We start from the raw sequence: 11,063 nt of genomic DNA, 5'->3' as shown, positions 1-11,063 counted from the left end.
TCTGGCTGCATGTGCTTTCACAGAAAAACATGACGATCACCTGGGGATACTACTTTCGCACTGGGATTATCATGACTCTACCTGTGCTGTTTGTCACACTGACCGCACTGGCGCTGCGCCTCTCCCTTAATCTGTAATGAGATACTGATATGAACAATGTTACTCTTTATCACAACCCGGCCTGCGGCACCTCGCGTAACACGCTGGAGCTGATCCGTAACAGCGGTACAGAACCGACCATTATTTACTATCTTGAAACACCGCCCTCGCGCGATGTACTGATGAAACTTATTGCCGACATGGGGATCAGCGCACGGGCGTTGCTGCGTAAAAACGTTGAGCCTTATGAAACACTAGGGCTTACTGAAGATTGCTTTACTGACGACCAGTTAATCGACTTTATGCTGCAATATCCAATCCTGATTAATCGTCCGATCGTGGTGACGCCGTTGGGAACTCGGTTGTGCCGTCCGTCAGAAGTGGTATTGGAGATTCTTTCTGATGCCCAAAAAGGGGCTTTTACCAAGGAAGACGGTGAGAAAGTTATTGATGATGCGGGTAAACGATTGAAATAAAACTCAAGGAAGCTGTTCCTGGCTCACCTTTGTCGCTCCTGACATACGAGAGAAAAAGAGATTATTGATAACTGATGTTTGATTTAGATTCATCGAATAAATATTTCCGGTCCATATCCATTACCAAATTTATGGAGTTAATTTCAATGAGTGCGCATCCTATACGTCAAGTTATCGCAGCATGTGACAAAGCAATATCTGAGCGGAATTTTGATGAGTTGATGAAGTATTATGCGCCGGATGCCGCGCTGGTCATCAAGCCTGGGATGATTGTCAGAGGCAAGGATAATATCCGCAAAGCCTTTATCGCTATCTCTGACCATTTTAAAAATCAACTCGTGGTTGAACAGGGGGAGATGCAGGTCATCGAAGGTGCTGGGGATGCTTTGGTTATTATGGAAACGGTGTTGCATTTTCCTGATGAGCAGGGCGGTGTGGTGACCACAACCCGGCGTGCGACTTATGTATTTCGTCATGAAAACGAGGGTAGTTGGATCTGCACGATTGACAACTCTTATGGTACTTCGCTGCTGGATGGCTAGGAGTGGTTGTCGAAAAACTATTGTTCTAAAAATATGAATTAGCTGTATTCTATTTTCATGCCAAATATCTTTCGGTATTCCTATGGTTGCAACTGACTTAGATACATTGAATATCTTGAGTACCCCGATTTGGGTGGTATTACCCAAAAATCAGGAAATACTGTTTGCTAACAAGGAAGCTCGAAAAATTGCTGGAGACATCCAGTTGCCGCACATGCGTAATGGGCGCTTTTCAGCACATGCGCAGCAGCATTTGCATGCTTATCTCCCTGCTCTGGCTGTTGATGACCACGTTATTGAAATTTGGACTATTCAGACAGAAGAAAATGCTTTTCCACTGAGTTGCCGTCTCTCCTTAACTCAGCTAGAACCCTATGGCGTGGTTATTATTTTTGAAGGGCTTTATATTTCAGAAAGTGTGGTAACCCAGCCGACCAGCCCTAAGCTAATGGCAAAAGCTTATTCCCGCAGCGAACAGAGTTTTTACGAGCAATTTTTTAGTACCAATACAGCGCCAATGCTACTGATTGATCCGTCGAAAGAGGGGCTGATTGTCGATGCTAATCAAGCGGCAACCCGTTTCTATGGCTATTCGCGGGATGAAATGTGCAGGAAACACACCTGGGAAATTAATAGTATGGGAAAGGATGTGTTGCCTGTCATGAATGAGGTCGCCAAATTACCGGGTGGGCATAAGCCACTTAACTTTATTCATAAATTAGCGGATGGAAATACCCGTCATGTCCAAACCTATGCCGGGCCAGTTGAGTTAGATGGCATAAGATTGATGCTTTGTATTATTCATGACATTACTGAGCAAAAACGGCTTGAACAGGCGCTAGAACATGCTGCTTTGAAAGATCCACTGACAGACTTAGGCAATCGGCGTCAGTTCTTTCCTTTGGTCGAACATGCGCATGCTCAGAGCCAGCGTTACGGCCAAAATTTCAGTTTGATTTTATTGGACGTCGATCATTTTAAAAATATTAACGACCAACTTGGGCATCATAAGGGCGATGAGGTTCTGATTTTCCTGGCAAGAACACTGGAGTCTATCATCCGCGAGTGCGATATCGTGTTCCGCTGGGGCGGTGAGGAATTTACCATTCTCCTGCCCTCAACTAATCTGGACGGGGCATTGCAATTAGCTGAATCTATTAGAGAAACTATTCAAATGATCTGCCAACCTAACTTGCCACAGCTCACGGTCAGCATCGGGGTCGCGCAACATCAGGTGGGTGAAGATACTGATAGTTTGTTTAAACGCATGGATGAGGCGCTCTATCGTGCCAAAGCGTCAGGGCGTAATAGAGTGCTGGCTGCATAGAAACCAGGCAAGTCAATAAAAGGCATCGGTTGATGCCTTACAGTGCGGCTTATTCCAGCGGCAAATGATCCAGCGGTTTTACTTCGCGCAGGACGAATGTTGTTTGCATCTCTTTAATCCCCGAAAGTCGGCGGATAACCGACATAGCGAAGGTGGAGAAACTGTCGAGGTCTTCGGCAACCACTTGTAGCAGGAAGTCGGCATCCCCTGCGACGGCATAGCAAGCAATCACCGGTTTTAGCGCCCCAACCTGCATTTCAAACAACTTCGCTTCTTCCTCACTGTGGCTGTCAATTTTCACCCGAATAAAGGCCAAAATCCCCAAACCTATTTTCCGGCGATCAATATTGGCCTGATAGCCGGTAATAATGCCGCTTTCTTCAAGTTGCTTCACCCGCCGCCAACACGGAGAAGTCGCCATCCCTACTTTATCGGCCAACTCTTGGTTGGTCATCCGGCCAGAGTGCTGTAATTGTTTGAGAATTTTTATATCTGCCGATGTTATTAATGATGATGGCATTTTCTACCTGTTTATTATTTTATTTGGGTATATTTTACCAATATTAGCTGAATGGAGCTAATAAAAGAAAGCACTTACCCACGCGGGAGAGATATGATCTTGTGCACATCATTATGGGCAAAAGGGCATGGCTGTGGCAGATCAAATACGTATCGCAATTATCGTTAATCCCGAGCTTCCAGTTGGCTTGATTGCCAATACCACCAGTGCGGTGGGGATTGGCCTGGCGGCTAAATTTCCGCAATTGGCTGGGACGGCATTGTCCGATTCGGCGGGGCAAGAAATTGACGTTAGCTCAAAATTGCCGGTACCTATTTTGCAGGCGAATGCTGCGCAGATGAGAGAAGTATTGCTGAAAGCTTTAGCAGCCACTCATGAGCGGGCAATTGTGCCTTTTCCTGCATTTGCGCGCTCGATGCACAGTTTTCAAGATTACGAAGCGGCATTTCCATTACGTTCGCTAGCTGATGAGCAATTGGACGGTTTGGGTTTGGTTGGGCCGGAGAAGTGGGTGCGTTCATTGACTGGTGCATTAAAACTCTTGCGCTAATCAACTAGTGATTGATATGAGACATAAGCGGGCTCTGGAATAGAACCCGCCGCTGTATTTCCCTACCAATCAACGCACTACCAATCAACGTACTAGCTGAGCTGACTTAACTGCAATTGACGGCTGGCTACGCCATTGATGTATAACTCGCGATGCTCATGTTCTGGCAAGTTAATGGTCAATTCATGCCAAGCGGGTTGATAGCTTCCCGTGCGTTCAAAATTGATATCAATGCGGTGATTGTCGGTCGTAACTTGCCAGCTCAACCACAATGCTGCCCCTTGCTGCCAACGGTGGCTCTCACCATCATCTTCAAACAGCATCCCGCTGGATTGGCCGCCTCCTTTGGTGGGATAAAGCGCCAGTTCGCGTTGGGTATCTTGTTCTGCATTCACGAAAGCAATACGTCGTGACAGTGGCAGTGCTGCACCGGCGCGCACCAGCAGAGGCAGGCGCTCGAGTGGCGCATCTAAAACAATAGTTTGCCCGCCGCTATACCATTGACCGGTATGGAAACAATACCAACCCACATGATTATCCGGTAAATAGATCTGACGTTGGCGCTGACCCGGTTCCACCACACTGGCGACCAGCAAATCACGACCCAACATAAAATCGTCATTTTCCTTAAATGTGTAGCTATCGTGCTCATGATCGAGGAAAGTCGGGCGTAACATCGGCTCATCATCATGGGTCGCTTGCCATTGCAAGGTATAAAAATAAGGTAATAGTCGATAGCGCAATGCCATTGCATCGCGAATCATTGGTGTGGCAGCGGGGTACATCCATGGCTCATTGACGGTGTTATCGTCATTCCATGAGTGAATGGTAAACCGTGGATGCATTACGCCGTTTTGTACCCAGCGAATAAATAATTCTGCTTCTGGTTTATCGCCCGAAAAACCACCCACATCGTGACCGAGGTTATAGAGCCCGGACAGACTCATACCCAGCCCCATGCGGATGTTATAGCGCAGGGTTTGCCAACTGGTGCGGTTATCGCCACTCCAGGTTTGGGCGTAACGCTGCATTCCGGCACAACCAGAGCGTGATATCAGATATGGACGCATTTCTGGTGCAAATGTCTGTTGAGCCTCCATTGAGGCTCGCATCATCAGCAAAGGCATCACCGGTCTGATGTGTTTGATGGCAATAGCTTCACCGAATCCATTGCATTGCGCTGCGCCATCCCACACTTCGTATTCGTTATTGTCATTCCAGGTTGAACCAATTCCCAGTTCTAACAGTTGTTTAGTGACATTTTCCTGCCACCAATCCACGGTTTCTGGGTTAGTAAAATCAAGGTGAGAGCCTTCGTCATCCCAAAATGACGAGCGCTCGGGTAGCCCACTTTCACCATCGCGAATAAAGAGTCCACGCTTGGCAACTTCTTGATATTTTGGGTGATCTTGCAATAAACAAGGTTTGATATTCGCGGCTAATTTGATACCGGCTTGCAGGAATGCCTGGCTCATTACCTTTGGCTGCGGCACTTTTTCGTCATTCCAGTTAAACACATAGCGCTTATTGTTGATGGAGGTATAGCCGGACGAAAGCTGGAATGAGTCACACGGAATATCATGCTGCTGACATAAAGTAATGAACTTTTGTAACTGCACCTGAGCATCGGGGGCATCGGTGTAGTGCATGGTGGAGCCGCTGTAGCCGAGGCTCCATTTAGGGCCAAATTGCGTTTTACCGGTCAGGCGCACAAAGGCTTTTGTCACATCCAGCACTTTCGGGCCGAGGAACATATAGTAATCAAGGTCGCCAGCTTCGGCCTGATAACGCCGATAGGCTAAATGGTAGTTATCAATCTCGTTACCTAAGTCCAACCAGCAACTGCTGAGATTGTCATAAAACAGACCAAAGCTGACATCATCACGACGGGTGATAGTGAAAGGAATGTGTTTGTAGAGCGGATCAGTACTGGCGGCGTTATAGCCCATAGCATCCAGATTGCGCATTTCAAAGCGGCGACCCGCGCGGTTAAGATCGCCAGCTTTCTCACCCAGCCCGTAATATTGCTCATTGGGATAGCGGCGCTGATAGTGAGCAATCGCTTCTCCTTGTGGGCTGAGAAGATAAGCACTGGTTGGCCTGTCTGCCGCCAGTGGCTGCCATTCACCGTGCTGATTTTTATATTCCCATTCCAAGTACAACGGTTGATGAATGGTGATGCGCAAACAGTCAGTGGTCACCATTAACTTATCTTCATGGTGCTCCAACTGATAACCCGGCACAGAAAAGCCCGCCAAACTCAGACGATCACGACCAGACCACGGCACGTCACCCTCTGGTGCTATGCTCCAGGTGCGATTCAGTGCCAGTTCGCCATTGCGTTTAATCAGCACCCGGCAGAGGCTTGGTTCTAACACATACAGACAAAATATATGACGGTCATCGACCAGCAGTTCCAGATGGTCGGGGTATTCATTGATTAACAGCCAATTTTTTAATGTTTTCATTACAGCTTATCTCTTAAAGGAATACATCAGGCGGCCGGTTGATTTTTATTGCGGCGCTCAGCAAACAGGGAAACCAGGAATACGGCACCAATCAAATCGAAGAAGCCCATGGCGATAAATAGTGGGTTGAAGCCGATGGTGTCGGACACAGCGCCAATCAATAAAGTAAACAGGAAACTGGCTATCCAGGCTGAAGAGCCTCGTAGCCCGTTGACAGTGGCCACTTGGTTTTTATCAAAAGATTCAACCACTAATGCACTGAGCATGCAGGAGATAACCTGATGACCAAAGCCGCCAATAGAGATCAACGCAATCGCCAGATACGGGTCTTTAGTGATAGCCACAAAGGCCAGTGAGACCATCATGAAGGCACCGGTGACTGAGCTGGCGACCACCGAGTTAATGCGGCTGCAACCGAACCATTTTTGATAGAGTTTGGTTAAGTAGCCGCTGGCAACACTGCCGATATCTGCCGCGAGGAAAGGCAACCAGGCAAACATGGCGATTTGTTTTAAGTCCATACCGCGCTCGGTCGCCAAATACAGCGGAACCCAGAAGCTAAACACGGCCCAGGCGGGTTCTGCCAGAAATGCGGGAATAGCAATGCCGTAGAATTTCTTGTTTTTGCTAAGGATAGCTAACGATTTAAGGAATGGCAGCCGTGGCAATACTGGCTCATTATCCTGATGAATCAGTTCAAACTCTTCTTTACTCAGATTGGGGTGAGTATCCGGTGAATGGTAAAAGCGCCACCATAACAGCACCCAAACCATGGCTAAGGCACCGGAGAAGAGAAATGCGCCTTGCCAGCCGAGCGCCACATGGGCCAATACGATAATGGGGGGTGCTAACATTGCGCCAATGGAGAAGCCCACGCCAGCCCAGCCCGCCGCAATAGGTCGCTCCTTTTTCGGGAACCAGTCAGAAATCGCTTTGGCGTTGGCCGGTGTGGCCGCAGCTTCGGCACTGCCCATAAAGAAGCGCAATACGGCTAATTGGAACCAGGTGCCTGCTCCGGCGTGCATCATGCACACCACGGCCCAAACACTGGCGCAAATCAGGAACCCCATTTTTAAACCGATAACATCAATTAACCAACCACAGAGTGGCTGAAACACGGTGTAAGCCAACTGGAATGATGCCACTATCCATGAATACTGTTCAGTGGTCATATTCAGGCTGGTTTTTAACTCAGGGGCCAAAATGCCTAGTGAGTTACGGGTAATATAGTTAACAGTGACCCCAAGTAGAAATAGCGCCAGCATCCACCAGCGCAATGATTTTATTTTTCGTCGCCCGACAACTTTCGCGGTTTGATTAATCTCAACACTCATCCCAGCCTCCTGGTGTTGGTCAGTAGTAAATTAACCTGACCAACTTATTGTTTTGGTAAGATCCATTTTTGGTTATTAAGATTACGCCGAGTTTTAATGTGATATTAATCACACTAAAGCTGACTAATAAAATACAGTTATCTGATATTGTTGGTATTTTTATATTTAATCAAAATTAACCGGACTGATAAGTTTTTAAAATTGGTTTACCAAAACTTGATTATTTTGGTGAAAACAAGGTAACTAGCTTAAATTCGCTTTAATACGCATTTTTTTGAAAAAATTTTCATAAGCTGAGTGATATTTCAGCATTTATATTTTGTAACGCCCTAAATAGGCTATTTACCGGCTATGAAAATTTTTTCATTTGCTAATTTGAGAGAGATCACAAAATGAATGGAAAGCTAAAAATACAAGAAATAGCTAATCAGACTGGCCTTTCAATTAGCACAGTATCCAGAGTATTAGCCGGCAAAGCGAATACCAGCGCGAAGGCAAAACAGCGAGTTATGGCCTATGCGCAGTCACAGGGAATTTTGCAGAATTTATCCAGCGGGCGGTTAATGCTCAACAACATTATGGTATTTGCGCCACACCGAGCTTTTGATGTGCGCACTGATATCTTTTATTACAAAGTCATTCAGGGAATAACTGAAGCCGTCAGTCAACATGAGGTGATGATTCGCTACTGCGGATTATCTGAAACGCATAGCGATATCTCCCTATTTCTGGAGAAAATGACTACTCCTCAGACGGAAGCAGCCATCATTATTGGCATCGATGACCCGCGTATTCATGCATTAGCAGCGGGAGTGCATAAACCGTCGGTCTTGATTAATTGCCGCGACCAGGAAATGTCATTGGACAGTGTTTCTCCTGACCATCAATCGATTGGCGAATTTTCTGCCAACTATCTGATACAGCAAGGGCATCGGCGTATTCTGACATTACAATGTTTACGTCGTAACACCATGGAACTGCGGCTGGTGGGGATTAAAGAGGCCTTCGCTAACAATAATATGCATTTTGATGATAACCAACATCTGGTGACCACTCACGGTTTCGGCGCAGCGGAAGCCGAGCAGGCGATTGCCGCATTTATTGCGGGTTGTGAAGATAATACCCAACTGCCCACGGCTATTTTGGCAGGGGGCGATTATATGGCAGTGGGCGCCGTAAATGTGCTGAATAAATTGAATATAAACGTACCGGGAAGAGTTTCAGTGATGAGCATGGACGGTTTTAATTTGGCCGAAATTCATGATGTTCCGCTAACGGCAGTGCATGTTCCGCGTGATGAGTTGGGAGCGGAAGCTATCCAGTTATTGCAACGGCGTTTATTGCGACCCGACGCCCCTATCAGTAATACCCTCTTGCAAGGCAAATTAGTGCTTCGCTCTTCGGTAAAGCAAATTAATCAGAAAAGAATCTTGCCTGCGGAGAATAAGTGCTCAGATCAGTTATATGATTTGTAATGCTTATAGGATGAATATATCGCTACCAATAGACACTGATAGCCCACAAGTAGACAGTTAGCGCTATAGTTTACTGTTAGGTTTACCCACTTGATGGGGTTGAAAAAATTGAAAATAGACATAAATAGGTTTTATCTAAGTCTGATGGGGATATACCTAATCAAGTAATGAATTTAAGGATATTACCGCATGGAATTCAAAGACTATTATGCCGTAATGGGTGTCGAGCCCACGGCTTCCCTAAAAGAGATTAAAACAGCCTATCGCAGGCTAGCACGTAAGTATCACCCGGATGTCAGTTCAGAAGATGATGCTGAAAGTAAATTTAAAGAAGTTGCTGAGGCTTACGAAGTATTAAAAGATACCGAGCGGCGAGCTGAATATGATCAATTAAGATTGCACCGTAATGACCCAGGGTTTGGCCAACATCAGTTTGATCAATACAATACTGGTGGTCAACAGTGGCACAGCAATGCTGGTGGCGGCGCTAATGACTTCTCGGACTTTTTCGAATCCTTCTTTGGTAACCGCGCTTCTTCAGCTCAACACTCATCTCGTCGGGCATCTCATGGGATGCGTGGCCAGGATCTTGAGATGGAATTACCCATCTTTTTAGAAGAAACATTAACTGAACAAACACGTTCTATCTCTTACAAGATCCCGACCATTGATGCATCGGGCTTCCCTGGTGCTGAAACTTCTAAGACATTGAAAGTAAAAATACCTGCCGGAGTGGGTGATGGCGAACGTATCCGCCTTAAAGGGCAGGGGGCACCGGGCATTGCAGGCGGAGCCAATGGTGACTTATTCCTGATCATTCGCATTGCATCGCATCCGTTGTTTGATATTGATGGCCAGAATTTACAAATAGTGGTGCCGTTAGCCCCGTGGGAAGCGGCATTGGGGGCCAGTGTCGAGGTACCGACATTGACGGGGAAAATTGCCTTAACCATCCCTGCGGGTAGCCAAAGTGGGCAGCGTTTGCGCATTAAAGGCAAAGGTCTGGTCAGCAAAAAAGGAACGGGCGATCTGTACGCCATTCTCAAAGTGGTCATGCCACCGAAACCAGACGAGAAAACGCGGGCGCTTTGGCAACAATTGTCAGAGCAGGCAGCATTTAATCCTCGGAATGGATGGGAGTAACAGATTATGGCTGAAATAGAGATAACCTACACTGTGACTGAGTTATGCCAGTCAACGGGGATCATGCAAGATGAATTGGTCGAGGTTGTAGGGTTAGGTGTCATTATGCCATTAGAACCCGAGGCCACGGTTTGGGTGTTTGATGCGGATGCATTAAACAACCTTAAACGCGCCCGGCGCTTGCAACATGAGTTGGATTTGGACTGGTCTGGTGTGGCTATGACCTTGACGCTGCTTGAGCGTATTGAGCAGCTAAAGAAAGAAAACGACCAATTGCGCAGGCAACTTGATCGTTTTGTTCAAACATCTTAATAAGACAAACACGGGTTGCTGGTCCAACCCGTATTGCCTCTATCACAGAGCGGGTATTACTTAAAGGCTGCTCACACCGCCATCGACCCGAAACTCGGTACCGACGACAAAACTGGATTCATCTGAAGCCAGAAATACCGCCGTGTGAGCAATTTCAGCTGTAGTACCCATTCTTTTAATTGGCACCAATTGGCGAATTTGTTCAGTCAGTTTTTCTTCTTCACTACCCGATAACCCCAGTTTTTGTAATGCAGGAGTCTGTGTCGGCCCGGGGCTTAATCCATTAACCCGAATTCCTCTTTCAGCCCATTCTCCAGACAGGGTTCGAGCAAGTGACAGCAATCCTGCTTTACTGGCGGCATAAACACTACTTTGTGGTAAACCTATATGAACACTTGCTGAACCGCAGAGAATGACAGAGGCTGGGTTAGCCAGCAGGGGAAGCAATGATTGTAACAGGAAGAAAGGGCCCTTCAGGTTGGTTGAGAGCACCCGTTCAAAGCTAGATTCATCCCATTCTTCTATTGGATGATGAGTAACATCACCAGCATTGATATAAACGATATCCAGACGTGGCCAGTTTTCAGCTAGTTTAGCGGCCAGTTGCAATTGGTCAGCGATATTGCTGGCATCACTTTTTAGCAATAAAACAGGCTCTCCGAGTTCAGCATGTGCTGCCTGCAATGCTGTTTCACTTCGGCCAGTGATGGCGACAGTCGCCCCCTCAGCCAGGAACTGGCGCGCAGTTTCCAACCCAATGCCGCTAGTCCCCCCGGTAATCAGCGCATATTTATCTTTTAAACGATTCATGGTGAGC

12 protein-coding genes are annotated in these 11,063 nt (G+C 46.9%); 8 read left to right on the top strand and 4 right to left on the bottom strand.

Features of this window, described 5'->3' with window-relative positions:
- The 4 genes from ACNSO8_RS17870 to ACNSO8_RS17855 form a co-directional block, all read left to right on the top strand.
- Positions 1 to 137 (top strand): ArsB/NhaD family transporter (locus ACNSO8_RS17870; protein WP_418395404.1); only part of this gene is annotated, 137 nt, incomplete at its 5' end.
- A gap of 12 nt (positions 138 to 149) precedes the next feature.
- Entirely contained in the window at positions 150 to 575 is a 426-nt protein-coding gene (arsC, locus tag ACNSO8_RS17865; protein ID WP_019082427.1) for a glutaredoxin-dependent arsenate reductase, read from the top strand.
- Between the two features lie 146 nt (positions 576 to 721).
- The gene (locus tag ACNSO8_RS17860; protein WP_019078970.1) at positions 722 to 1,117 is read left to right on the top strand and encodes a YybH family protein; all 396 of its coding nucleotides are present in this window, start codon (positions 722 to 724) and stop codon (positions 1,115 to 1,117) included.
- 82 nt (positions 1,118 to 1,199) lie between these two features.
- Entirely contained in the window at positions 1,200 to 2,444 is a 1,245-nt protein-coding gene (locus tag ACNSO8_RS17855) for a sensor domain-containing diguanylate cyclase (protein ID WP_050130426.1), read from the top strand.
- A gap of 49 nt (positions 2,445 to 2,493) precedes the next feature.
- Here ACNSO8_RS17855 and ACNSO8_RS17850 read toward each other — a convergent pair whose 3' ends face one another.
- Positions 2,494 to 2,964 (bottom strand): Lrp/AsnC family transcriptional regulator, encoded by a 471-nt coding sequence (locus ACNSO8_RS17850; RefSeq protein WP_019078968.1) that lies wholly within the window; start codon positions 2,962 to 2,964, stop codon positions 2,494 to 2,496.
- 127 nt (positions 2,965 to 3,091) lie between these two features.
- On the opposite strand from ACNSO8_RS17850, the gene ACNSO8_RS17845 reads away from it, so the two are divergent.
- On the top strand, positions 3,092 to 3,514 hold the full coding sequence (locus tag ACNSO8_RS17845; protein ID WP_019078967.1) for a DUF2000 domain-containing protein: 423 nt from the start codon (positions 3,092 to 3,094) through the stop codon (positions 3,512 to 3,514).
- A gap of 92 nt (positions 3,515 to 3,606) precedes the next feature.
- Here the strand turns inward: ACNSO8_RS17845 and ACNSO8_RS17840 are convergent, their stop codons facing one another.
- A complete protein-coding gene (locus ACNSO8_RS17840) occupies positions 3,607 to 5,982 on the bottom strand; it encodes a TIM-barrel domain-containing protein (RefSeq protein ID WP_418395403.1) in 2,376 nt (791 codons plus the stop codon).
- A gap of 26 nt (positions 5,983 to 6,008) precedes the next feature.
- Complete coding sequence (locus tag ACNSO8_RS17835) at positions 6,009 to 7,316, bottom strand: MFS transporter (RefSeq protein ID WP_019078965.1); 1,308 nt, start codon at positions 7,314 to 7,316, stop codon at positions 6,009 to 6,011.
- Between the two features lie 392 nt (positions 7,317 to 7,708).
- Here ACNSO8_RS17835 and ACNSO8_RS17830 point away from each other — a divergent pair, with 392 nt between their 5' ends.
- From ACNSO8_RS17830 to cbpM, 3 genes are all read left to right on the top strand, one after another.
- Positions 7,709 to 8,791 carry a LacI family DNA-binding transcriptional regulator gene (locus tag ACNSO8_RS17830; protein WP_050160173.1) on the top strand — a complete coding sequence of 361 codons (1,083 nt, stop codon included), beginning with the start codon at positions 7,709 to 7,711 and terminating at the stop codon, positions 8,789 to 8,791.
- Between the two features lie 189 nt (positions 8,792 to 8,980).
- A complete protein-coding gene (cbpA, locus tag ACNSO8_RS17825) occupies positions 8,981 to 9,934 on the top strand; it encodes a curved DNA-binding protein (protein WP_050160174.1) in 954 nt (317 codons plus the stop codon).
- Between the two features lie 6 nt (positions 9,935 to 9,940).
- Positions 9,941 to 10,246, top strand: a complete 306-nt coding sequence (gene cbpM / locus ACNSO8_RS17820; RefSeq protein ID WP_005165131.1) for a chaperone modulator CbpM — start codon at positions 9,941 to 9,943, stop codon at positions 10,244 to 10,246.
- A gap of 60 nt (positions 10,247 to 10,306) precedes the next feature.
- Here cbpM and ACNSO8_RS17815 read toward each other — a convergent pair whose 3' ends face one another.
- Positions 10,307 to 11,056 (bottom strand): SDR family oxidoreductase, encoded by a 750-nt coding sequence (locus ACNSO8_RS17815; RefSeq protein WP_046694606.1) that lies wholly within the window; start codon positions 11,054 to 11,056, stop codon positions 10,307 to 10,309.
- Positions 11,057 to 11,063: the final 7 nt, after the last annotated feature.

This window comes from Yersinia sp. LJYL362 (assembly GCF_048323875.1).
This window is presented reverse-complemented; position numbering and strand designations above follow the sequence as displayed.

Coding starts and splice junctions, on each gene's coding strand:
- arsC (WP_019082427.1), top strand. CDS start 150: ATGAACAATGTTACTCTTTATCACAACCCGGCCTGCGGCACCTCGCGT.
- ACNSO8_RS17860 (WP_019078970.1), top strand. CDS start 722: ATGAGTGCGCATCCTATACGTCAAGTTATCGCAGCATGTGACAAAGCA.
- ACNSO8_RS17855 (WP_050130426.1), top strand. CDS start 1,200: ATGGTTGCAACTGACTTAGATACATTGAATATCTTGAGTACCCCGATT.
- ACNSO8_RS17850 (WP_019078968.1), bottom strand. CDS start 2,964: ATGCCATCATCATTAATAACATCGGCAGATATAAAAATTCTCAAACAA.
- ACNSO8_RS17845 (WP_019078967.1), top strand. CDS start 3,092: ATGGCTGTGGCAGATCAAATACGTATCGCAATTATCGTTAATCCCGAG.
- ACNSO8_RS17840 (WP_418395403.1), bottom strand. CDS start 5,982: ATGAAAACATTAAAAAATTGGCTGTTAATCAATGAATACCCCGACCAT.
- ACNSO8_RS17835 (WP_019078965.1), bottom strand. CDS start 7,316: ATGAGTGTTGAGATTAATCAAACCGCGAAAGTTGTCGGGCGACGAAAA.
- ACNSO8_RS17830 (WP_050160173.1), top strand. CDS start 7,709: ATGAATGGAAAGCTAAAAATACAAGAAATAGCTAATCAGACTGGCCTT.
- cbpA (WP_050160174.1), top strand. CDS start 8,981: ATGGAATTCAAAGACTATTATGCCGTAATGGGTGTCGAGCCCACGGCT.
- cbpM (WP_005165131.1), top strand. CDS start 9,941: ATGGCTGAAATAGAGATAACCTACACTGTGACTGAGTTATGCCAGTCA.
- ACNSO8_RS17815 (WP_046694606.1), bottom strand. CDS start 11,056: ATGAATCGTTTAAAAGATAAATATGCGCTGATTACCGGGGGGACTAGC.